The organism is Devosia ginsengisoli (genome assembly GCF_024707105.1).
Taxonomy (GTDB): Bacteria; Pseudomonadota; Alphaproteobacteria; order Rhizobiales; family Devosiaceae; genus Devosia; species Devosia ginsengisoli_A.
The window spans coordinates 563,695-585,096 of record NZ_JANQAJ010000011.1 but is presented as its reverse complement, the minus strand read 5'-3'; the positions used below and the strand labels follow the sequence as shown (position 1 = coordinate 585,096).

General features: G+C 63.7%; 22 protein-coding genes and 1 riboswitch. Of the genes, 11 read left to right on the top strand and 11 right to left on the bottom strand.

The features are described from left to right. Positions 1 to 14 precede the first annotated feature (14 nt). The 3 genes from nusB to NVV79_RS16880 are packed head-to-tail and all read left to right on the top strand — an operon-like array spanning position 15 to position 1,765. On the top strand, positions 15 to 518 hold the full coding sequence (nusB, locus tag NVV79_RS16890; RefSeq protein WP_303991583.1) for a transcription antitermination factor NusB: 504 nt from the start codon (positions 15 to 17) through the stop codon (positions 516 to 518). A gap of 51 nt (positions 519 to 569) precedes the next feature. Further along, positions 570 to 1,421, top strand: a complete 852-nt coding sequence (locus NVV79_RS16885; protein ID WP_303991582.1) for an MFS transporter — start codon at positions 570 to 572, stop codon at positions 1,419 to 1,421. Further along, the gene (locus tag NVV79_RS16880) at positions 1,361 to 1,765 is read left to right on the top strand and encodes an MFS transporter (protein WP_303991580.1); all 405 of its coding nucleotides are present in this window, start codon (positions 1,361 to 1,363) and stop codon (positions 1,763 to 1,765) included. The genes NVV79_RS16885 and NVV79_RS16880 overlap by 61 nt, the downstream gene beginning before the upstream one ends. Here NVV79_RS16880 and NVV79_RS16875 read toward each other — a convergent pair. Further along, a complete protein-coding gene (locus NVV79_RS16875) occupies positions 1,762 to 2,841 on the bottom strand; it encodes a hypothetical protein (RefSeq protein WP_303991578.1) in 1,080 nt (359 codons plus the stop codon). The genes NVV79_RS16880 and NVV79_RS16875 overlap by 4 nt on opposite strands. 93 nt (positions 2,842 to 2,934) lie before the next feature. Then, positions 2,935 to 3,384 (bottom strand): outer membrane protein assembly factor BamE, encoded by a 450-nt coding sequence (locus NVV79_RS16870; RefSeq protein WP_303991576.1) that lies wholly within the window; start codon positions 3,382 to 3,384, stop codon positions 2,935 to 2,937. 165 nt (positions 3,385 to 3,549) lie between these two features. Between NVV79_RS16870 and NVV79_RS16865 the strand changes: the two genes are divergently transcribed. The 8 genes from NVV79_RS16865 (at position 3,550) to NVV79_RS16830 (ending at position 9,497) form a co-directional block, all read left to right on the top strand. Continuing rightward, positions 3,550 to 4,077, top strand: a complete 528-nt coding sequence (locus NVV79_RS16865) for a ubiquinol-cytochrome C chaperone family protein (protein ID WP_303991574.1) — start codon at positions 3,550 to 3,552, stop codon at positions 4,075 to 4,077. A 199-nt stretch (positions 4,078 to 4,276) separates the two neighbouring features. Beyond that, positions 4,277 to 4,621 (top strand): YceD family protein, encoded by a 345-nt coding sequence (locus NVV79_RS16860; protein WP_303991572.1) that lies wholly within the window; start codon positions 4,277 to 4,279, stop codon positions 4,619 to 4,621. 79 nt (positions 4,622 to 4,700) lie between these two features. Beyond that, complete coding sequence (plsX, locus tag NVV79_RS16855) at positions 4,701 to 5,771, top strand: phosphate acyltransferase PlsX (RefSeq protein ID WP_303991570.1); 1,071 nt, start codon at positions 4,701 to 4,703, stop codon at positions 5,769 to 5,771. After that, on the top strand, positions 5,768 to 6,745 hold the full coding sequence (locus tag NVV79_RS16850) for a beta-ketoacyl-ACP synthase III (protein WP_303991568.1): 978 nt from the start codon (positions 5,768 to 5,770) through the stop codon (positions 6,743 to 6,745). The genes plsX and NVV79_RS16850 overlap by 4 nt, the downstream gene beginning before the upstream one ends. A 248-nt stretch (positions 6,746 to 6,993) precedes the next feature. Next, positions 6,994 to 7,305, top strand: coding sequence for an integration host factor subunit alpha (locus NVV79_RS16845; protein WP_146288767.1), 312 nt, complete (start codon positions 6,994 to 6,996; stop codon positions 7,303 to 7,305). A 24-nt stretch (positions 7,306 to 7,329) separates the two neighbouring features. Next, entirely contained in the window at positions 7,330 to 7,785 is a 456-nt protein-coding gene (locus NVV79_RS16840; RefSeq protein ID WP_303991566.1) for a MerR family transcriptional regulator, read from the top strand. A gap of 126 nt (positions 7,786 to 7,911) precedes the next feature. Then, positions 7,912 to 8,949 carry an inositol 2-dehydrogenase gene (gene iolG / locus NVV79_RS16835; RefSeq protein WP_303991564.1) on the top strand — a complete coding sequence of 346 codons (1,038 nt, stop codon included), beginning with the start codon at positions 7,912 to 7,914 and terminating at the stop codon, positions 8,947 to 8,949. Positions 8,950 to 9,026: 77 nt separating this feature from the next. After that, a complete protein-coding gene (locus NVV79_RS16830) occupies positions 9,027 to 9,497 on the top strand; it encodes a hypothetical protein (RefSeq protein WP_303991562.1) in 471 nt (156 codons plus the stop codon). Here NVV79_RS16830 and iolB read toward each other — a convergent pair whose 3' ends face one another. The 9 genes from iolB to NVV79_RS16785 all read right to left on the bottom strand — a co-directional run bounded on the left by iolB (position 9,498) and on the right by NVV79_RS16785 (position 21,400). Next, on the bottom strand, positions 9,498 to 10,298 hold the full coding sequence (gene iolB / locus NVV79_RS16825; protein WP_303991560.1) for a 5-deoxy-glucuronate isomerase: 801 nt from the start codon (positions 10,296 to 10,298) through the stop codon (positions 9,498 to 9,500). It abuts the gene before it with no gap. Further along, positions 10,243 to 10,494 carry a hypothetical protein gene (locus NVV79_RS16820; protein WP_303991558.1) on the bottom strand — a complete coding sequence of 84 codons (252 nt, stop codon included), beginning with the start codon at positions 10,492 to 10,494 and terminating at the stop codon, positions 10,243 to 10,245. Before NVV79_RS16820 ends, iolB begins: the two co-directional genes overlap by 56 nt. A gap of 45 nt (positions 10,495 to 10,539) precedes the next feature. Continuing rightward, on the bottom strand, positions 10,540 to 11,457 hold the full coding sequence (gene iolE, locus NVV79_RS16815) for a myo-inosose-2 dehydratase (RefSeq protein WP_303991556.1): 918 nt from the start codon (positions 11,455 to 11,457) through the stop codon (positions 10,540 to 10,542). 11 nt (positions 11,458 to 11,468) lie between these two features. Next, positions 11,469 to 13,316: a 3D-(3,5/4)-trihydroxycyclohexane-1,2-dione acylhydrolase (decyclizing) gene (gene iolD, locus NVV79_RS16810; protein ID WP_303991553.1), complete on the bottom strand. Its 1,848-nt coding sequence runs from the start codon at positions 13,314 to 13,316 to the stop codon at positions 11,469 to 11,471. A gap of 18 nt (positions 13,317 to 13,334) precedes the next feature. Further along, on the bottom strand, positions 13,335 to 15,272 hold the full coding sequence (iolC, locus tag NVV79_RS16805) for a 5-dehydro-2-deoxygluconokinase (RefSeq protein WP_303991551.1): 1,938 nt from the start codon (positions 15,270 to 15,272) through the stop codon (positions 13,335 to 13,337). Positions 15,273 to 15,382: 110 nt separating this feature from the next. Next, positions 15,383 to 16,225 (bottom strand): MurR/RpiR family transcriptional regulator, encoded by an 843-nt coding sequence (locus NVV79_RS16800; protein WP_303991549.1) that lies wholly within the window; start codon positions 16,223 to 16,225, stop codon positions 15,383 to 15,385. A 154-nt stretch (positions 16,226 to 16,379) separates the two neighbouring features. After that, complete coding sequence (locus NVV79_RS16795) at positions 16,380 to 17,357, bottom strand: DMT family transporter (RefSeq protein ID WP_303991547.1); 978 nt, start codon at positions 17,355 to 17,357, stop codon at positions 16,380 to 16,382. A 101-nt stretch (positions 17,358 to 17,458) separates the two neighbouring features. Next, positions 17,459 to 17,608, bottom strand: a riboswitch (FMN riboswitch). A 567-nt stretch (positions 17,609 to 18,175) separates the two neighbouring features. Then, positions 18,176 to 20,179 (bottom strand): aldo/keto reductase, encoded by a 2,004-nt coding sequence (locus NVV79_RS16790; RefSeq protein WP_303991545.1) that lies wholly within the window; start codon positions 20,177 to 20,179, stop codon positions 18,176 to 18,178. 141 nt (positions 20,180 to 20,320) lie between these two features. Beyond that, positions 20,321 to 21,400, bottom strand: coding sequence for an ABC transporter ATP-binding protein (locus NVV79_RS16785; RefSeq protein ID WP_303991543.1), 1,080 nt, complete (start codon positions 21,398 to 21,400; stop codon positions 20,321 to 20,323). Between the last annotated feature and the right edge of the window lie 2 nt (positions 21,401 to 21,402).

Genomic DNA, 21,402 nt, shown 5'->3' with positions numbered 1-21,402 from the left:
AGTTGAAAGTTCGAATGGCCGACGCCCCCAAACGCGATCCGCAAACCGACCGCCCCGCCAATCAGCGCGGTGCCGCGCGTCTGGCCGCCGTGCAGGCGCTTTACCAGATGGATGTGGGCCGGGCGACGCTCGAGGACACGCTGGCCCAGTTCGGCGCCTTCCATCTTGGCCGCGAAATCGAGGGCGAGCAGTATCTGCCTGCCGATGCCGATTTCTTCCGCCAGATCGTCACCGGCGTGGCCAAGCACCAGTTGGCTATCGATCCGGCCGTTGACCGCGCGCTGGCCGAAGGCTGGCCGGTCGAGCGAGTCGACGCCACCCTGCGCGCCATCCTGCGCGCCGCCGCCTTCGAACTGCTGCGCCGCAAGGATATCCCGCCCCGTGTCGTCATCAGCGAATATGTCGATGTGGCCAAGGCCTTCTACGAGGACGATGCCAGCGGCCTCGTCAACGCAGCGCTCGACGCCATTGCCCGCGAAGCGGGCGTGGAGCTGAACGAGGGCGGCAAGCCCGATTGACCGAACTAGACTGGGAAGTCTAGTTTGCAGCTTCCTCGCTGGAATCAGTCCGTGGTCACCGAGCCGTCCCGCCGCCAGTCTTTCCGCAATATTGGCCTGTTGGCCGCCGTGCAGGCGTTCGGCGGCTCCAATTCGTCCATCGTCATGGCGGTTGCAGCGCTGGCCACCGTCAATTTTGCGCCCGACCCGGCAATGGTGACGCTGCCCGTGACGGCGATGATCGTCGGCCTGGCGCTGTCGACCTCCACGGCAACGATGATCATCTACCGGCTGGGGCGGACACGCGGGCTGATGCTGGGCGCCGCCATCGCCATCCCGGCATCGCTGATGGCGGCACTGGCCGTCATGCTCGGCAGCTTCTACCTCTTCGCAGCGGCTCTGTTCCTCGTTGGCGTGTCGGGTGCCTTCATCCAGCAGGTTCGCTTCGCCGCTGCCGATAGCGTGGCGCCCCATCTCAAGAGCCAGGCCATCTCCTGGGTGCTGTTCGGCGGCGTCGCGGCCGGCTTTTTCGGCCCGCAATTGAGTTCGCTTACGCGCACCTGGATCCCGGGCTCCGAATATGCCGCCAGTTTCCTGGTGATCGCCGTATTGTCGCTGGCCTCCATCCTGGTGCTGGTGCCGACACGGCTGGCGCCCACCATCGCGCCAGGCGGCAGTGCCGATACCGGCAGGCCTACTCGCTTGTTGCTGCGGCAACCAGAGATCGTGCTGCCGATGATCAGCGCGGCGCTCACCTATGCGCTGATGACGCTCATCATGGTCGCCGCGCCCCTGGCCATGGTCCATCTCTGCGGCCATTCTCCGGCCGGGCCGCTGGCGCTATTCAGTGGCACGTGGTGGCGATGTTCGCGCCCAGCTTCGTCACCGGCTCGATCATCCGCCGCATCGGCGCGCCGCTGGTGACGGCCATCGGCTTGTTACTGATCATCGCCTGCGCCGCCATCGCGCTCAACGGCATTACCGTCGGTCATTTCACGCTGACGCTGGTCCTGCTGGGGCTGGGCTGGAATTTCGGCTTTATCGGCTCCACCACCATGCTCACCAGCGCCTACCGTCCCGAAGAAGCGGGCAGGGTGCAGGCCATCAACGAACAGGTGGTCTTCGGCGCCAGCGCGCTGGCCTCGCTGGGCTCCGGCTTCCTGCTGCAGGCGATTGGCTGGGAATCCATCAATCTGCTAGCCATTCCGTTGGCCACGGTGGCCATCCTGCTGTTGGCCTGGTCTGCCATGCGGCAGGCCGCTGCCTAGTCGAGCGCCGGGGCACCGATATGCAGCAGCTCGCGTTCGCCGAGCTCGGCTGCATATTTTTCCTTCGCCCGCACCATCTGGAACAGCGCATCGACATCCGATGCCTCGAAAGCGGCCAGCGCGGCGCGCGTGGAATCCCCGAAATTGCCATCCACCGGACCGTCATGGAGGTCGAGCGTCCCCAGCGTGGTCTGCAGGGCGGTGACGATCGGCGGCCATAGCAGGTAGCCATGGTCCCAGAACTCACTGCGGATTTCCGGGCGCATCGAGCTTTTCGTGCCCCAATAGGCCAGCAACAGCCAGGCGCCGGCCTTTTCCGCATCCTGCCGCGCCGTATATTGGCCCTGTAATTTCGCGTCTATATCGGTCGATCCCGTGCCGAAAGCATAGAACAGGCCCACAATGGCCATGGCCATCGGGTCGCCATGCACCGCAGCGTAGCGGGCATAGTCGGCAATCGACAGGGGCAGGTCGTCCGGCGTGGCATAGCCGTACCAGTACATGTTGACCAGGTAGCCGGCGCAGACGTAATTGCCATGCGCCATGCTTTCCGCCGCCGCGATATCGTAGGACGCCCCGTTGCCGTCGATATCCACCAGCCCGAAAGTCCGCACCGCCTCGCAACTGACGGCGGTGCCGAACTCTCCGTCGCGTGCCCGCGTCATGTAGCTCTGGCCTTCCTCAGCGCTGACCCCGGCGCTTTCATCGAACATGGTGCCCAGCGCATACTGGGCCATGGGCAGGCCTTCATCGGCCAGTCGGCGATAGACTTCCGTGGCGTAGAGATTGTCGTCCTGCGTGCCGCCGCGTTCGGCAAACTGGTCCCGCGCCACCGCATAATAGAGCTGGACCTCCGCATCGTCGGGAAATTGCGCTATCGCACTGCGGCAGGTGGCCAGGGCGTTGTCCAGCCCGGTGCGCGGGGTCCAGTCGAAATGTTCCTGGTCACCGAAGGCGCCGATACAGGCCTGGCGCAAAGCCGCGTCCTGCGCCTTGCTCTTGGCCAGTGCCGGCCCGCTCAGAAGGCTTGCAAATACGATGAGCGCTGCAATGCGCAGCGCCTTTCCAGACGTCATTCCATGCAACATGCAAAAGCTCGCTACCAGAGGCCGCCAGATCGGCGACCAGCTTAATGCGGGCTTTGCAGGCTGTCGATGAGGGCGTTACGCCTAGAACGACTGCAGAATCTGGTCGATGAAGCTGCGGTCTTCGCCGAAGGACGGCGTACGGCGGCTTTCGATGGCGATGGTCTTGCCGTCCTGCAGGCCATAGACGGCCTTGTCGACGACCTTGTTGTTCTTGTCGAAATAGACCACCAGCACGGTGCGCGAGTCGACCATCGTCATGCCGAAGGCGGTCTGCCGCACCTTGGTCTCGACATAATAGAATGCAGACTGATCGCCGAACGTATTGGTCGATTGCGGCGAGCCGAGCACCAGCGTCACCAGTTGCTGGCTCTGGCCCGGACGGATTTGCGCCATGGCGCTTTCCGAGATTTCATATCCCTGGGTCCGCTTGGTGACCAGCGACGTGCTGCTCGTGCATGCTGCCAGTGTCACGGCAAGCAGGGCGGCGGCGGCAAGCGGTACGATGGAACCGGAAACGGTACGCAGAGGCATGAATTTGACTTTCCCGATGGCTCTCGACTATAGGCACGGCAACAAGGCGGCGACCCTTCGGTCGCCGGAATGTTTAGCTGCCAACCTGTCCCTCTGGCAAGCTGGCATTGGCCCGGTCAGGCCGTTTGCTCTTGTTAGGCCGATCAAGATGCTGAGCGCAATCCCATGATCCTGTCCCTGTTTCGCAAGAATACAGCAACCGAGCCGGTTTACGCCGTCTATAGCGCCATTGTGGCGCAATCCCGGCAACCCCGGTTCTATGCGGAGTGGCAAGTGCCCGATACGGTCACCGGGCGCTTCGACATGATCAGCCTGCATCTGGCGCTTTTGTTCCGTCGCCTGCGCGCCGAAACCGGCGAGCAGAAAGAATTCAGCCAGGCGGTATTCGACCTGTTCTTCAAGGATATGGACCGCTCCCTGCGCGAAATGGGCGTCGGCGATCTCGGCGTGCCCAAGCGTATCCAGAAAATGGGCAACATCTTCTTCGGCCTGCTGGCCGCCATGAGCGAGGCCATGGACCGGAACGACGCCGAGGCGCTGCAGGCCGTGCTGTCGCGCAATATCTTCGACGGCGCTACCGGCCCCCATGTTTCCGCGCTGGCCGACTATCTGCTGGCCGAGGACAAGGCGCTCGGCGCCCAGCCCAGCACGGCCATCACCCAGGGCGCCCTGAACTTCGAGGCGGCCGCGTGAACGCTACCGAAACGCCGCTATTCGACGCCGTCGTCCGTATCGACAGGCTGCCCGCCAGCGGCCGCGACGTTACGGTTTCCCTGGACGAGCCCACCCGCGCGGCGCTGGCCGAGCTGCTCAAGCTCTCAGCCATCGATTCCTTCAGCGCCACGCTGACCATCGTGCCCCTGCGCGGGGGATTCGGGCGCAGGGCCAGCTCGTGGCCGACATCGTTCAGCCCTCGGTGGTCACTTTCGAACCCGTCGGCCAGCATGTCGACGAAATCGTCGACCGCGTCTTTCTGCCCGAGGCGCATACCCCCAAGCCGACGCCCGGTTCGGAAGTGTTCGTCGATCTCGACGACGAGGATTTTCCTGATCATATCGATGGCCCCGAAGTCGATCTCAGCGCCTTGCTGATCGAAACGCTGGCCCTGGCGATCGATCCTTACCCGCGCCTGCCGGGGGAAAGCCTCGACTCACTGGGCATCGATGTCGCCGGCGCACCTGCCGGGCCCTTCGCGGCACTCGAAAAGCTCAAGAAGTCCACCGATATTGACCGTTAGCCCCGGGATGCAGGGCTTGCACCGACTCCCTGATGGGATATGTTTGGCTGCCTCTTCGTGAGGCGCAGAACGGGCTGAAATGACCGATACTATAACAATATCAGTGGATGCCATGGGCGGCGACAATGCCCCCCGCGCAGTCATCCACGGAGCCTTCCTGGCCCTCCGCGAGCGTAAGAATACCCGTTTCATCTTTCACGGCCGGCAAGAACAGATCGCGCCGCTGCTCGATGAATTCCCCGACCTGCGGCCCGCCTCCACCGTACGGCACTGCGAGACTGTCATCGCCATGGACGAGAAGCCCAGCCAGGCCCTGCGCAAGGGCAAGGGCACCTCGTCTATGTGGATGGCAATCCAGGCGGTGAAGGATGGCGAAGCCGATGTCGCCATTTCCGGCGGCAATACCGGCGCGCTGATGGCCATGGCCACCTTTTGCCTGCGGCCGATGAAGGGCATTTCGCGCCCCGGCATCGCCGCCATCTGGCCGACTTTGCGCAGCGACATCATCGTTCTCGATATGGGCGCCACCATCGGCGCCGACGCCAAGCAACTGGTCGACTACGCGATTCTCGGCTCAGCCCTGGCGCGCTGCCTGTTCGATGACGACGCCCCGACGGTCGGCCTGCTCAATGTGGGCACCGAGGAGGTCAAGGGCCTCGACTATATCAAGGAAGCCGGCCGCGTGCTCACCGAGGCCAGCGGTTCCGGCTTCACCTATCACGGGTTCGTGGAAGGCGACGATATCGGCAAGGGCACGGTTGATGTCGTGGTCACCGAGGGCTTTGTCGGCAATATCGCGCTCAAGACCGCCGAGGGCACGGCCCGCCAGGTCGGCTCCTACCTGCGCAGTGCCCTCAAATCCAACCTGATGAGCCGCATCGGCGCACTATTCGCCACGTCGGCTCTGAATGCCCTGCGGCGCAAGATGGATCCGCGCACCGTCAATGGCGGCGTGTTCATGGGCCTCAATGGCATCGTCATCAAATCGCACGGTGGAACCGACGAGATCGGTTACAAAAGTGCATTGAGTCTCTCCTATGAAATGGCCCGCAGCCGTCTGATCGACAAGATCGGCGACACCATGCAGCGCTTTCCCATCAAGGTGGCCTCCGAAGCCGCCGAAGCAGAACCCGAGGCGAATTCGGCGTGACCAAGACGCGTACCATCATCCGCGGTGTCGGCAGCTACCTTCCCGAAAAGGTGCTCACCAACGCCGAACTCTCCACCATGGTCGAAACCTCCGACGAATGGATTCAGCAACGCGTCGGCATCAAGCAGCGCCACATCGCCGCCGATGGCCAGTTCACCTCCGATCTGGCGGTGGAAGCGGCGAAGCAGGCTATGGCCGCGGCCGGCGTTACCCCGGATGAGATCGATCTCATCATCGTTGCCACCACCACGCCGGATTATACTTTCCCGGCTGCCGCGACCCTGGTGCAGATGAAGCTCGGCATGCATCACGGCATGGCCTTCGATATCCAGGCGGTCTGCTCGGGCTTCGTCTATGCCATGGCCACCGCCGACAGCTATATCAAGAATGGCTTGGCCAACCGCGCCCTGGTCATCGGCGCGGAGACCTTTTCGCGCCTGCTCGACTGGACAGACCGCACCACCTGCGTGCTGTTCGGCGACGGCGCCGGCGCGGCCGTGGTGGAAAAGGCCGAGTTTGCGGACGACGCTCCCGAACGCGGCATACTGGCTTCGGCGCTGCGCTCCGACGGTCACCACTGGGACAAGCTCTATGTCGATGGCGGCCCGTCCACCACCGGCACGACCGGCCATGTCCACATGCAGGGGCCTGAAGTCTTCCGTCACGCGGTCGGCAAGATCACCGACGTGGTCTATGCCACGCTCGAAAAGACCGGCTACACGGTTGATGACCTCGACTGGTTCGTGCCGCATCAGGCCAACAAGCGCATCATCGACGGGGCAGGGGCCAAACTCGGCCTGCCGCCCGAGAAGGTGGTGATGACCGTGGACCTGCATGCCAACACCTCCGCCGCATCCGTACCCCTGGCGCTGAGCGCCGCAGTGGCCGATGGCCGCATCAAGCAGGGCGATCTCGTCATGCTCGAGGCCATGGGCGGCGGCTTTACCTGGGGCGCTTCTCTCATTCGCTGGTAGCGGCCACCGTGAGCCGATTGACCTTAGCCGTTTCAAGGCGTTAGTGTCCTTTGGGCGGAGGAACCCAGCGCAGAAATCGATCGCACGAGGGTCTTGTGACGATGCGATAGCGCTGAGCGAAGGGAAGGATTCCCGCGGTATGGTTCAATCCCGAACAGGGCTTGTGCCGGAGCCAATTTTGATCAGGGACGTAACCCATTCGTCCCGGCGTGGGGGTTTTTGCACCTTTCGGCAACACGGGGGTACGAATGACGCAGAGGACGATAACGCGGGCCGATCTGGCTGAGGCAGTCTACGGAACTGTCGGACTATCGCGGACCGAGTCGGCGGAACTGGTGGAACGGGTGCTCGAGCTTATCGGGGATGCCCTGGTCACCGGGGCGAACGTCAAACTGTCATCCTTCGGCTCCTTCCAGGTGCGTTCCAAGAACGAGCGGATCGGCCGCAATCCCAAGACCGGCGAGGAGGTTCCGATCCTTCCGCGGCAGGTTCTTGTGTTCAAACCATCCAACGTGTTGAAGTCCAAGATCAACAAATCTATGGTTCGTGCTGGAAAATAAGCCATCCAGCGAGTCTCAGCCTCCGTGGACAAGTCGCCAGACGCCTTCCGGACGATATCCGAAGCCGCCGATGAGCTGGACCTGCCCCAGCATGTCCTGCGCTTCTGGGAGACCCGTTTCTCCACCATCAAGCCGCTGAAGCGCGGCGGGGGGCGTCGCTATTACCGCCCCGAGGACGTGATGCTGCTGCGCGGCATCCGCCATTTGCTCTACGATCAGGGCTTCACCATCAAGGGCGTACAGCGCATCCTCAAGGATCAGGGCACCCGCTATGTCATCGCCGTGGGCGAGGGCAGGCCGCTGGAAGACATCCTGCCGATGATCGAACAGGCCGAAAGTGCCAGCGACGAGGCCGAGATCGAAGAGGCCGTCATGCTGGCCGGCCCCGGCCTCGACCGGGAGGCACGTGACAAGCTGTCCGACGTGCTGCGCGAATTGCTGGAATGCAAGCGCATCCTCGAGCGCGCCAGGGAAGCCTGAACGCGGCCCCCAGGACAAGTCGCTCCACTGGAGCGATCGCATGACAGTCATGGAACGGATGTTCTAGATTGACACCGTGACGGTGCATATGTTGCATCGGCACGTTACTCTTCCGGAGATCATAAAATGACCACTCGCTTCGGCCTGCTCGGCGCTGGCCGCATCGGCAAGGTGCATGCCAAGGCCATCTCGTCCAATTCCAAGGCCCAGCTTGTGGCGGTGGCCGACGCCTTCGAAAAGGCTGCCAGCGACCTCGCGACCCAATATGGCTGCGCCGTGCGGAGCGTGGATGAGATCCTGAAGTCATCCGATATCGATGCGGTGGTGATCTGCACGCCGACCGATACCCATGCCGAGCTGATCGAGCAATTCTCTCGCGCCGGCAAGGCCATCTTCTGCGAAAAGCCGATCGATCTCGATGTCGAGCGCGTCAAAGCCTGCCTCAAGGTGGTCGATGCCGCAGGCGGCACGCTGATGGTCGGCTTCAATCGCCGCTTCGATCCGCATTTCCAGGCGGTCAAGCACACGATCGACAAGGGCGAGATCGGCGCCGTGGAAATGGTCACCATCGTCTCGCGCGATCCCGGCGCGCCGCCGGTGGACTATATCAAGCGCTCCGGCGGCATTTTCCGCGACATGACCATCCACGATTTCGACATGGCCCGGTTCCTGCTGGGCGAGGAGATCGACACCGTTTCCGCCCAGGCTTCGGTGCTGGTCGATCCTGATATCGGCGCGGCCGGCGACTATGACAGCGTTTCGGTGATGCTCTCCACGGCCTCGGGCAAGCATGCCACCATCTCCAATTCGCGCCGCGCCACCTATGGCTACGACCAGCGTATCGAGGTCCATGGCAGCAAGGGCGCCGTCTCCGCCGAGAACCAGCGTCCGGTTTCCATCGAAGTGGCCAACGCCGCCGGCTACACCCGCCCACCGCTGCACGACTTCTTCATGACCCGCTATACCGAGGCCTATGCCAACGAAATCAGTACCTTCATCGACGCCGTTGAATCGAAATCTCTGGCTTCGCCCAGCGGCATCGATGGGCTGATCGCCCTGGCGCTGGCCGAGGCCGCGCTGAAATCGGTCAAGGAAAGCAGGGCGGTGAAGGTGAGCGAAGTCACCGGGCCGCTGGCGGACAAATCGGTCTTCCAGGGCCGCTGACGGCAACAGAAAAAAGGGCGCACTTTCGGCGCCCCTTTTTCGTTTAGGCTGGGATTGGTCCGAACGCCGATGAGCCAATGAAATTCTTGCCACTGCTTCCCGGTCTGTTGCTTGTCTCGCCTGCCGCCGCGCAGGGCACCGACCCCCATACTGTCCACACCCTGCGCGGCGTATGCCAGGCGCTTGCCGCCGGCTCCGAGAGCCTGACCGATATCTGCGCCGACGAAATCATGCAGGTGATCTACACCGACCGCCGCATGGAACTTGCCATCTGGACGGATAGTCCAAGCGGCCGCTTCCTGGTCTTCAGCGGTCCCGCCACTGAGAACGTCGAGGGGCTGGTCCAGCAGGTCGACCTCATCATCGACGGCAAGGATGGCAGCGGCAACAACAATGTCGATCACGCGGCCACGGGCCAGTGCACCCTCAGCGGCAATTCCTCGGAAGGCCCTGTCCAGTTCACCTGCGAAGCGACGGACGAAGCCGGAACGGCCTACAGCTTCGCCTTCCTTACCGACGGTGGCGAGCCGGAAAACATGCTGGATTAGCTATTTCAACAGCCACTCATGCTCGGCCGCGTTGTGGAATTTCCACACCCGCTTCGGCCCGGCCATGACGTTGAGATAGTAGAGATCATACCCCGCCGTGGTCGCCACGGGATGATACCCTTTCGGCACCAGCGTCACATCGCCATCTTCCACCGCAATCGCCTCGTCGAGGCTCCGGTCGTCGGTATAGACGCGCTGGAAGGCAAAGCCCTGCGGCGGGTTGAGCCGGTGGAAATAGGTCTCTTCCAACTGGCTTTCATGGGGCAGGTTGTCCTGGTCGTGTTTGTGCGGCGGATAGGACGAGGTATTGCCCTGCGGGGTGATGACTTCCACCACCAGCAGCGAATGGGCCGCCCCGTCATCCTCGGGCATGATGTTATAGACATGGCGCACATTGGCGCCCTTGCCACGCGTGATGCGGGGATGCGTACCGGGCGGGATGATCCTGGCGGGATAGTCCCCGCCGCCCGGTGCGGCACAGACGGCCAGTTCCAGCGCGGTCGTCGCATCGGCCGCCCAGATGGCGCCCTGCGGCACATAGACGGCCCATGGCGCACCCTCGAACGGGTTCACGCGCTCGCCGACCTCGCCCAGATCCACGCCATTGACGGAAATCCGCGCCTTGCCGCCCACCAGCACCAGGCACAGCTCCTGCGTGCCGGATTCGCCGCCGGTCACCTCGCCTGCGGCCAGCTTGTGCAAGGCGAAGCCGACATAGCTCCACCCGGCCGTATCAGGCGTCACATCATGGACGAGACCCGTCGTCCCCTTCGGGCGGATTCGGAGGTGGGATTTGCTCATTGGTCGGCTCCTCCTTGGGAAAGGCATAGAAGAAATTGTAAAGCGAATAGGCCAGCGCGGCGCCCACCAGCAGCGCCCAGAACATGTCGCCGCTCCACAGCAGCTCCCAGCCGAGCCAGAGCGCCAGGAACAGCACGACAGCCACGCGCCGCCACAGCGGCCGGAACCAGTTCAGATCACTTTGCTTGAGCGCCATCAGGTCCCCTCGGACAAATCTTCACCGGCCATGCTCTAGCACAGCTCACCCCTTGGGAAAGCCCTCGGTCTCGACCGTGTAGCCCGCGGCGGTCATCACGCGCATGAGTTCCTTGTGGCCCACCTGCGCCATCCTGAGCGGCGGATTGCTGACCGGATCCTGCTCGGCCTCGACCACGAACCAGCCTTCATAGCCGTAATCGGCGAATTTCTGCACGATGGCGCCGAAATCCAGCGAACCATCGCCCGGCACGGTGAAGGCGCCCAAGGCCACCGCATCGAGGAAGCTCTGCCTGCTGCGATCCAGCCCATCGACCACGGCGCGCCTGATATCCTTCACATGCACATGGGTGATGCGTTTGTGGTGATTGTCGATGGCGCGCAATACGTCACCGCCGGCAAAGGCCAGGTGCCCGGCATCCAGCAGCAGCGGAATGCCTTCGCCCGAATGGCGCATGAAGGCGTCGAGCTCCGGCTCGGTTTCCACCACCGCCGCCATGTGGTGATGATAGGCGAGGGGCATGCCCTGCTCAGCGCACCATTCGCCGAATGCCGTGACCTTCTTCGCATAGGCCCTCATCTCGTCATCGGGGAGCTTTGGCTTGGTGGCCAACGGCTTGCTGCGATCGCCCTGGATCGAGCGGCCCACTTCGCCATAGACGATGCAGGGCGCATTGACCGCCTTGAACAGCGCGATCATCGGCGCGATGCGGTCCTGGTTGGCCGAAATATCCTCATCGACCAACGTGCCCGAGAACCAGCCGCCGCACAGCGTCACATCGGCCGCTTTCAGAATTGGCAGCATTACCTCGGGATCATCTGGAAAGCGCCGGCCCTTCTCCATGCCGGTAAAGCCCGCCGAGCGCGACTGGCGCAGGCATTCCTCCAGCGACACGTCATCGCTCAGTTCCACCAGATCGTCGTTCCACCACGCGATGGGCGACATGCCGAGTTTGGCTTTCATCTCTGTTCCCCTTAGCCGGCCCGTTGCGCTTTCAGCGCCTGCACATAGGCCTCGCGCGCCGCATTCACCTGCGGCCGGTCGCTGACTTCAGGCACCGCCACATCCCACCAATGTCCACCGGCATCGGTGGTGATGAGCGGGTCGGTGTCGATGACGATGACTGTGGTCCGGTCCACGCTCTCGGTTTCCTGCAGTGCCGTTTCCAGTTCGGCGATGGACGCCACCTTGCGCGCCACCGCGCCCATCGACGCTGCATGGGCAGCAAAATCGATTCCCGGCAGAGTGACATGGTGCGTGTCCTTCAACAGATTGTTGAAGTTGGCCCCGCCGGTGGCCATCTGCAGCCGGTTGATGCAGCCGTAACCGGCATTGTCGAGCAGCACGATGGTCAGCTTGGCGCCGAGCATGATCGAGCTGGCGATTTCCGAATTCAGCATCATGTAGCTGCCGTCGCCCACCATGACGACCACATCGTCCTTGGGCCGCGCCAGCTTGACGCCAAGCCCGCCGGCAATTTCGTAGCCCATGGTCGAGAAGCCGTATTCGAGGTGATAGCTCCCCGGCACATTGGCCTTCCATAGCTTGTGCAACTCGCCCGGCAGCCCGCCGGCCGCGCAGACCAGGGTGGCATTCTGCCTGGCCCGCTGCACCGCGCCGATCACCTGCGCATCGGAAGGCAGCTCGGCATTGGTGCTCGATGTGGCCTGGTCGGCCGCCACCAGCCAGTCGTCCTTGCCGGCCTTGGCCCTGTCGGTCCAGGCCTCGTCGGCCTGCCAGCCGGTCAGCGCCTGGTTGAGCGCTTCGAGCGCGGCCCTTGCATCGGCCACCAGCGGCAAAGCGCGATGCTTGTGGGCATCGAAGACCTGCACGTTGAGTCCGATGATCTTGAGATCGTCATTCTTGAACAAAGCCCAGGAGCCCGTGGTGAAATCCTGCAGCCGCGTGCCTACGGCCAGCACCAGGTCAGCCTCCTCGGCCAACTGGTTGGAGACGGCCGTACCCGTCACGCCGACCGAACCCATATTCAGCGGATGATCGTGCGGCAGGCTGGACTTGCCGGCCTGCGTCTCCAGCACCGGCACGCCGTGGATTTCGGCGAATTTACGCAATGTGTCGCTGGCTTCGGAATAGAGCACACCACCACCGGCAATGATCACCGGCTTGCTGGCCCGCAGCAGCGCGGCGGCGGCCGTGGCGAATTCATCGGCATCGGGCATAACCCGCCTGACGGTCCAGACCTTTTCGGCAAAGAAGCTCTCGGGATAGTCATAGGCCTCCGCCTGCACATCCTGGCACAGGCTCAGCGTCACCGGGCCGCACTCGGCCGGGTCGGTGAGAACCGCCATGGCGCGGTGCAGGGCCGGGATGATCTGTTCCGGCCGGGTGATGCGGTCGAAATAGCGGCTCACGGGCCGGAAACAGTCATTGGCCGAAACGGTGCCGTCGCCGAAATCTTCCACTTGCTGCAAGACCGGGTCGGGCAGGCGATTGGCGAAGACGTCGCCCGGCAGCAGCAGCACCGGCAGGCGGTTCACATGCGCCAGCGCGGCGGCTGTCACCATGTTGAGTGCTCCCGGCCCGATGGAACTGGTACAGGCCATGAAACGGCGGCGGAAGCTGGCCTTGGCATAGGCGATGGCGGCATGGGCCATGCCTTGCTCGTTCTGCCCGCGATAGGTAGGCAATTCGTCCTTGACGGCATGGAGCGCTTCACCGACGCCGGCCACATTGCCATGCCCGAAAATGGCGAAGACGCCGCCGAAGATCGGCACGGTCTCGCCGTCGATCACGGTCTTCTGTGCGGTCATGAACCGCGCCACGGCCTGCGCCATCGTCAGTCGAACAGTCTTCTGGCTCATCGGCCTATTCCCCGGATTCTAGGCGGCGCGGCTTTCGCCCAGCCGTTCCCATATCTCGACCAGCGCGCCGAACTTGCGCGCCATTTCGGCTATGGCCTGCTCGTCGCTGATCCTACCTGCCAGCCACGCCTTTGCCGACTCGGCAAATATGGTGCGGCCCACGGCAAAGCCCTTGACGCTGCGCGCGGTGCGGGCGGCGGCAAAGCCGGCTTCCAGCACCTCCTGCGGCGCTTCCAGCCCCAGCAGCACCACGCCGCGACACAGTGGATCACGTGCCTCGATCACTGCGTCGATGGCCGCCCAGGCCGCGCGGCTGGCCTGCGGCTCGAGCTTCCACCAGTCCGGCTTGACCCCGGCATCGTAGAGGTCGCCCAGCACCCGCGCGACCGTGCCGTCATCCAATTCACCATGCCTGCTGGCGATGATCTCGATCAGCAATTCGCGGCCCACCTTGCGGGCGGCTTCATAGGCCGTGCTCAGCTTCTCGACCTGCATGCGCTTCAATTCGACCGGGTCGTCCGGGTGGTAGAAGCACAGTACCTTGATGCAGTGATCCACCGGCCAGTCCACCAGCCGCGAGCCCAGATCCTGGCTGAATTCGAATTGCAGCGGCCGCGAGCCGGGCAGCTCGATCGGCTTGCCAATCCAGAAATCCGGTTGTGCCCCCGCCGCGAACAGCGCGTCGCGGCCATGCTTGTCGTCGAGCAGCATGCCGAAGCCGGGCCGGCCATCGGCGACGCTTGCGGCCGCCTTGACGGCCAGCACCTTGAAATCAGGGATGCGCGCCAGCAGTTGCGCATCGCCATTGGCAAGCTCTTCGAGCTGGCTGCGATGGTCGATGGCCAAGGCCATGAGGCTGGGAATCTCGCGCCGGCGATTGGTCGCCCAGTGAATGTGGTTGAGCGCGGCATCCTTGCGCAGGGCGCGCTCCTTGCTGCCATGCTCCAGGAAATAGGTGAGCTCCGGCCAGCTCGGATATTCCGGCGCGCAGAGCAGGCGGCTGACGGCGAAGGCGCCGCAGGCATTGGCCCAGGTCGCGCTGGTGGCGTGCTTCTCGCCGCGCAGCCAGCCCCGCAGCCAGCCGCTCATGAAAGCGTCGCCCGCGCCCAGCACGTTGTAGACCTCGATGGGGAAGCCCTTGCCGACAATGCCCTGTTCGAGATCATCGGGGATCGGGCCGTCATAGACGATGCAGCCCATGGGCCCGCGCTTCAGAACAATCGTGCCGGAGGACAGGCTGCGGATCGTCCTGAGCGCGGAGAGCAGGTCGGCCTCACCGGAAGCGATGAGCACTTCTTCCTCGGTGCCGACGATGAGATCGCAATCGGGCAGTACGGACTGATATTTCTGCGACACCACCTCTGAAGCAACATAGCGCGAGAAGCCCGCTTCGTGCCCGGCCAGCCCCCACAGATTGGGGCGGTAGTCGATATCGAAGGCGACCAGGGCGCCGTTTGACTTGGCGATGCGGATCGCCTTCTTCTGCGCAGCTTCGCTGTGGGCGCGGCTGAAATGCGTGCCGGTGACCACCACGGCCCGGGCCGAGCGGATCAGGTCCTCGTCGATGTCGCTCTCGTCCAGCGCCATGTCGGCGCAGTCGGTGCGGTAGAAGATCATCGGCGAAACGCCTTCGGCCTCTACCGACAGCAGCACGAGCGCTGTGAGGCGCTCCGGATCGGTGGCAATGCCACGCGTTTCTACGCCTTCGCGGACCAACTGTTCGCGGATGAAGCGGCCCATCTGCTCGTTGCCGACGCGGGTGATGAGGGCCGATTTCAGGCCGAGCCGCGCCGTACCGACTGCAATATTGGTCGGGCAGCCGCCGACGGATTTGGCGAAGCTCCCGACATCTTCGAGGCGCGTGCCGATCTGTTGGCCATAGAGGTCGACAGAGGCGCGCCCGATCGTGATGACGTCGAGCGGCAGCGTCTCCTGCCGCTGGTGCGCATTCGTCACTCCGGTCTCCTCATGGCCCGTTCCGCTTCACCGAAACACGAAACATAAGTTCCGACTATTCGTCAATGTGGAATGTTCATTCCAATTGTGGAACTCGGCGTGACTGTGGCTTATCCGCGCCGCCGCTTCTCGGCAATGCTCACCGTCAGCGCCATGGCAAAGGCCATGCTGGCCGAAAGCGAGCGGAATCCGGCATGGTCGGCCTCCACCACCTCGAACCATTCCCGCGAACATTCGGCGAGCGGGGAAAAGGCGGAATCGGTGAGCGACACCACCGGAATGCCCCGCGCGGCGAGGGCTCGGGCCTGCGCGGCGCTTTCCGAGGCATAGGGCGAGAAGCTGATGGCAAAGGCAGCGTCGCTGGGCGTCGCCATGGCCAAGAGGTCATCGTCGATGCCGGCAGACGTGCCGACCAGTTGGCAGCGCACTTTCAGCTTACCGAAGGCATAGGCCATGTAGCTGCTGATGGGGTAGGAGCGGCGCTTGGCGATGAGATAGATGGTTTCGGCATTGGCCAGCAGCGTTACCGCGCGCTCGAAGGCATCGGGCTCCACAGCGGCTGCGATCGTATCGATCGAGCGGTGCGCCGCAGCGATGAAGCCGTTGAAAATCGTGGTGCTTTCCGCCAGAGCCGCGCCATCCTGCTCCAAGGCGCGCAGGCGCTCCTCATAGGACGAGGTGCGTTCGCGCAGCCGGGCGCGGAACAGCAATTGCAGGCCGGAAAAGCCGTCGAAGCCGAATTGCTGGGCGAAGCGCACCAGCGTGGAGGGCTGCACATCGGCCGACAGGGCAATGCTGGCCGCCGTGCCGAAGGCGATGTCGTCAGGATGGTCCAGCGCATAGGCCGCCACCTGGGTCAGCCGCTTGGGCAATTCGCCCCGGCGCTCCAGTATCGCGGCGCGCAAAGTATCGAAATCCTGCGGCGGGGTGATTTTGGCTGTGATCTCGGACATTGGCGCGCTCCGGCTTCCGGCCCATAATCCTCAATCCACGCCCGCGATCAAGAAAAAATGGAAATTTTGTTCCGTGTGTGGAACGGCCGCCAATTACCAGGCCGTTGGGGCAGGGGACAGGCTGCTCCCGGCAGATACCGGGAGCAGCGGGGCTTCAGGCCATGCTGAGCGTGCGCCGCTGGTTGGATTCCACCCAGAAGATGAAGGTGGAGGCCGCCAGGATCAGCGCAGCGCCCGGCCAGAACCAGACGGACGGCACCTGCGACAGGAAGAACCAGCCCAGCAGGCCACTGAGCGGCACCTTGAGGTCGCCGAAGGGCTGCAGATAGGTCGCATCCGCCGCCTTGTAGGCCACGGCCAGCAGGTATTGCGCGGCAGCGGTGAGGGCGCCGAGCAGCACCAGCAGCAGGAGGGCAGTCCCGCCCGGCAGGGCGAAGACGTTGTCGGCGAGGCCCGCCGGCAGCAGGCCCGGTGCACCGATGCCGAGCGCCCAGACGGCGAGCAGGATCAGCAGATGGTTCGGCGTCACCAGCACGAGCAGCGAGATGGTCAGCGTTTCGGGGCTCTCGCCCTGCTTGCTGAGATATTTGGTCAGCACGTCCGTCGTGGCCCAGAGGGCGGCGGCGATGACGGGCACCAACGTCGACGAGGTCAGGCCTTCGGCGCCGACGCCCGAGACGATGATGGCACCGACAAAACCCACGAGAGCCGCTCCGATCCGGGCGACCGAAGCACGTTCGCCGAGGAACAGCGTTGAGCCGAGGATGATGAAGAGCGGGCCGGTGGCCAAGAGGGTCACCATCTGCCAGATCGGCACGCCCGTGGCGAAGCCATAGACGAAGACATGCACGCCCAGCGCCGAGGCAAAGGCACGGATTTCGTGGGTGATCGGGTGGCTGGTGCGCAGATTGCCGAGGCCGATACGCAGGATCAGCGGCAGGGCCAGCACCGAGGCGATGACATATTGCCAGAAGGCCATGCCGGTCGAGCTCATGCCGAAGCCGCCATATTCAACCGGGGTCGGCAGTGCCGATTGCAGCAGATTGCTCCCGGCAAAGGCAAGGCTTGCCACGATCATGAAGAAGGCGCCCGTTGCGGCGCCATTGCGGGGAAGAGAGGAAACCTGGCTCATTAAAAGTCCTTTCCGTAACCAGTTTCCTCAGGGTTACGGGAAGTGGCGCAGTGCCTGCGCCCGGCCCAAAATGAGCTGCGGACGCCGACAAGCAGCGTTGGTCCCGTTCTCTTTCATCCGGACTATACCGTCGGCTCCGGAATTACACCGGATCTGCTGACCCCAAGGACCTGTGGTCCGAAGGCGCTCGCGGGCTTGGCGTCGCCGCCTTTACCGCCGGTGGGGAATCGCACCCCGCCCTGAGAACAATGCCGGACAATCGTCCGACGCCGACGAACATAGGGCAGGGGCCGGATCGGGGCAAGTAGACACAAAGGTGTAACTGTGCGTCCTTTCTGAACGATGGAGAAATTTTGTTCATGCGGAAGCGCCGCCTGGATTGCGGTTATCGTGACAGGCCGCATGCCAAGACGGCAGCGGGCGGCCCCCGAGACGGCTTTCGCCCATGAGTAATTTAATAGTGAGACGGAAGCCGTCTCGGGGTGCCGGTTTTTGGAACTGTACGGGGGGCGCGCACACGCTTCCGCCCGGACTCGAACCTGCGGGAGAGGCAAAGCCCCCACCCGGCCCACCCCGCCACTGTTCGCCTGCAGGCCGCCGCGCGGGGTGATGGGGAGGAGTATGCGCGTGGTTTCAGGCGGGGGGAGAAGATGGATAAGTCGGTGTTCGTGACTCCACCCCACCCTCAATCCCTCCCCATCAAGGGAGGGAGGCGCATGACCGCATTCCGGGTTTCGCTCGAAGTTTCACAGCCACCGGACAGGCTTCCCTCCCCCTTGATGGGGAGGGAATGAGGGTGGGGGTGTTTGACTCCGATCTTACCCCCTGTCCAGCCAGGCCACCTGTTCCGGCGTCAGCTTGATCTCGAACGCCTTGAGGCTGTCATCCAGCTCGCCCAGCGTGCGCGGGCCGATGAGCGGGATGCTCGGAAAATCCTGCGTCAGCACGAAAGCCAAAGCCACATGGATCGGGTTGTGGCCGAGCTGCCTGGCCAGTTCGATGGCGCGGTCGCGGCGGGCGAAGTTCTTGTCATTGTACCAGCAGCGCACCAGTTCCTCATTGTCGGTCTTGTCGCGGCCGGCCCGGTCGGTAAAGAAGCCGCGGCCCTGGCTTGACCAGGAGAAATTGGTGACCTGCTTGTCCCTGAGCCACGCCTTCCATGCGTCGGTGGAGGAGGTAACGCAGCCATCCCAGATCGGCACCAGCATTTCGCTGAGGGCGAAGTTGTTGGAAAGCGCCATCGGCTTGGTCTTGCCCGTGCGTTCGGCATAGGCCACGGCTTCGTCGAACCGCTCCATGGTCCAGTTGGAGCCACCGAACGGCCCGCGAATGCGGCCCTTTTTCACCTCCGCATCCATGGCATCGACGAATTCGCCCACGGGCACATCGAGATTGTCGCGATGCATGAAATAGACGTCGACATAGTCGGTCTGCAGCCGGTCGAGCGACTGGGTGAGCTGTTTGGCGATGACATCGGGATAGCAGAGCGGGCTGTGCGCGCCCTTGCCGATCAGCACCGCGCTTTCGCGCGTGCCGCGATTGCGGTGCCATTCGCCGAACAGCTTTTCCGTATAGCCGGCGCCATAGACGAAGGCGGTGTCGAAGATATTGCCGCCTTTTTCCCAGAAGGCATCGAGCAGGATGGCGCCCGATGCAAAGGTGCGGAAGTCCTCGAAGCCCAGGGCCACAGCCGACGCGTGCTTGTCGAGGCCCGGAATGCTCCGCTTGGGAATGACGCCCTCGTTCGGACCGAGCTTGCGATTGGCGAGCGTATTGACCCGGTTCGCGGACTTTTCGACCGAGTATTCCACGCCCGCATCCTTGCGCCAGGCGTCGAGCACGCGGGCATTGCCCAGGCTGTCGGCCCAGCTCATGCCCGGCGCCGCCAGTTCCTGCCGCTTGGCGAAGATGGCTTCGGCCGCGGCATCGACCTCGAAGGAATAGACGTGGCGGGTCTCGTTGACGCTGACCGTCTCGGTCTTCCCGCCCTTGATGATGTCGATGCGACCCAGGCCCTGGTCGCGGTTGCCATTGGCGAACCAGAAGTCGGGCACTTCGATCCGGCCTTCTGAGCCGTGGATGCGCAGCACATTGTCGAGATTGGCCATGACGGCGCAGGACACCTGCGCGACAATGCCATTCTCGAAGGTCAGGATGGCGGCCGCCCAGTCGTCGGTGCCTTCGGCATTGAGCTTGGCCGTGCCGCGTACCTTGACCGGGTCGGCAAAGGGCTTGCCCATGGCCTGGCCGGCGATGAAGCGGACCATCGAGACCGGATAGCCGCCTACATCGAGAATGCCGCCACCGGCCAGCTTGGAAGCAAACAACCGATGCTCGGGCTGGAACTTGCCCATGGAGAAGCCGAAGCTCGACTGGATCATGCGCACCTCGCCGATAGCGCCGGAGCGGATCAGCTCGGCCAATTGGGCGGCCTGCGGATGCAGCCGGTACATGAAGGCCTCGCCGGCAAAGGTGCCGGCCTTGCGATGGGCATGGAATACCGCGTCGATCTCGAAGGCCGAGAGTGCGAAGGGCTTTTCCACCAGCACATGCTTGCCGGCTTCCGCCGCCTTGATGGCCCATTCGGCATGGCCGGTATGGGGCACGGCGATATAGACGGCGTCGATTTCCGGATCGGCCAGCAGGGCGTCGTAGCCATGGACCACCCGCACACCGGGAAAGTCCTCGGCCAGACCAGGCCTATTGGGATCGCGCGTGGCGATGGCGGCCAGCACGCCATGCTGGCTGCCGGCGACGCCGCCCCGGAAGGCCTTGGCGATGCTGCCCGGCCCGATAATGCCCCAGCGGATTTTGGAAGTCATTTTATGTCCTATCAGTAGACCTCATCCTGAGCTTGTCGAAGGACGAGGTCGTGGCACGATCTGTGATGGCGACCTCGTGGTTCGCCCTTCGGCAAGCTCAGGAGGCTCACCACGAGGTCTTCTTATGGTCTGGTTGGTTCGTCAGCGCAGGCGGTGGCCCTTGTCGTCGAAGATGTAGGTCCTGTCCGCGCTGATCGAGACGGTGATGCGTTCATTGCCGTTTTCGTGGCGCGATTCCTCGCGCTCGACCACCAGCGCCTCGCCGCCGGCGCTGGCATAGACATAGCTGGTCGAGCCCAGATGCTCGGCCACGTCCACATCGAGCGTGATGTCGATATCGCCCGCGCCACCCATGCCGAAATGCTCGGCGCGTATGCCGACCGTCACCGGATCGCCCACCACGCCGCTGGTGACCGGCAGGGTGAGGCGGGCCTTGTCGTGGTTGGTCAGTTCCACCGTGATCCTGCCGGTGGCCTTGTCCACGATGGTGGCGGGCAAAAAGTTCATCTTGGGCGAGCCGATGAAGCCGGCGACGAACTGGTTGGCGGGATCGTCATAAAGATCGAGCGGCCGCCCGGCCTGCTCGATAATGCCGTCGCGCAGCACCACGATCGTATCGGCCAGCGTCATCGCCTCGACCTGGTCATGGGTCACGTAGATGATGGTGGTCTGCAATTCCTTGTGCAGCCGCGCGATCTCGATGCGCATATGCACGCGCAATTCGGCATCGAGATTGCTGAGCGGCTCGTCGAACAGGAAGACCTGTGGATTGCGCACGATGGCGCGGCCGATGGCGACGCGCTGGCGTTGCCCGCCCGAAAGCTCCTTGGGGAAGCGGTCGAGCAGCGGCTCCATCGCCAGGATGCGCGCCGCATCCCCCACCTGCCGGGCGATCTGGTCCTTGGCGACGCCGGCAAAGCGCAGGGCGAAGCCCATATTCTCCCGCACCGTCATGTGCGGATACAGCGCATAGGTCTGGAACACCATGGCGATCCCGCGCTTGGAGGGCTCGACATCGTTCATGCGCGTGCCGCCGATGTCGAGCTCGCCTGATGTGATGTGCTCCAGCCCGGCGATCATCCGCAGCAGGGTGGATTTCCCGCAACCGGAGGGACCGACAAAGACCACGAATTCCTTGGACTTGATGTCCAGGTCCACCCCCTTGATGACTTCCAGCGATCCGTAGGACTTGCGAATACCCTTGAGGCTGAGGCTGCTCATTT

Bases quoted from the DNA above. Each gene is read 5' to 3' on its own strand.
- iolE (WP_303991556.1), bottom strand. From the start codon at position 11,457: ATGAAAGCCAAACTCGGCATGTCGCCCATCGCGTGGTGGAACGACGAT.
- iolB (WP_303991560.1), bottom strand. From the start codon at position 10,298: ATGAGCAAATCCCACCTCCGAATCCGCCCGAAGGGGACGACGGGTCTC.
- NVV79_RS16880 (WP_303991580.1), top strand. From the start codon at position 1,361: ATGTTCGCGCCCAGCTTCGTCACCGGCTCGATCATCCGCCGCATCGGC.
- NVV79_RS16875 (WP_303991578.1), bottom strand. From the start codon at position 2,841: ATGACGTCTGGAAAGGCGCTGCGCATTGCAGCGCTCATCGTATTTGCA.
- iolG (WP_303991564.1), top strand. From the start codon at position 7,912: ATGACCACTCGCTTCGGCCTGCTCGGCGCTGGCCGCATCGGCAAGGTG.
- NVV79_RS16865 (WP_303991574.1), top strand. From the start codon at position 3,550: ATGATCCTGTCCCTGTTTCGCAAGAATACAGCAACCGAGCCGGTTTAC.
- NVV79_RS16820 (WP_303991558.1), bottom strand. From the start codon at position 10,494: ATGGCGCTCAAGCAAAGTGATCTGAACTGGTTCCGGCCGCTGTGGCGG.
- NVV79_RS16830 (WP_303991562.1), top strand. From the start codon at position 9,027: ATGAAATTCTTGCCACTGCTTCCCGGTCTGTTGCTTGTCTCGCCTGCC.
- NVV79_RS16870 (WP_303991576.1), bottom strand. From the start codon at position 3,384: ATGCCTCTGCGTACCGTTTCCGGTTCCATCGTACCGCTTGCCGCCGCC.
- iolD (WP_303991553.1), bottom strand. From the start codon at position 13,316: ATGAGCCAGAAGACTGTTCGACTGACGATGGCGCAGGCCGTGGCGCGG.
- NVV79_RS16790 (WP_303991545.1), bottom strand. From the start codon at position 20,179: ATGACTTCCAAAATCCGCTGGGGCATTATCGGGCCGGGCAGCATCGCC.
- nusB (WP_303991583.1), top strand. From the start codon at position 15: ATGGCCGACGCCCCCAAACGCGATCCGCAAACCGACCGCCCCGCCAAT.
- plsX (WP_303991570.1), top strand. From the start codon at position 4,701: ATGACCGATACTATAACAATATCAGTGGATGCCATGGGCGGCGACAAT.
- NVV79_RS16795 (WP_303991547.1), bottom strand. From the start codon at position 17,357: ATGAGCCAGGTTTCCTCTCTTCCCCGCAATGGCGCCGCAACGGGCGCC.
- NVV79_RS16845 (WP_146288767.1), top strand. From the start codon at position 6,994: ATGACGCAGAGGACGATAACGCGGGCCGATCTGGCTGAGGCAGTCTAC.
- NVV79_RS16800 (WP_303991549.1), bottom strand. From the start codon at position 16,225: ATGTCCGAGATCACAGCCAAAATCACCCCGCCGCAGGATTTCGATACT.
- NVV79_RS16785 (WP_303991543.1), bottom strand. From the start codon at position 21,400: ATGAGCAGCCTCAGCCTCAAGGGTATTCGCAAGTCCTACGGATCGCTG.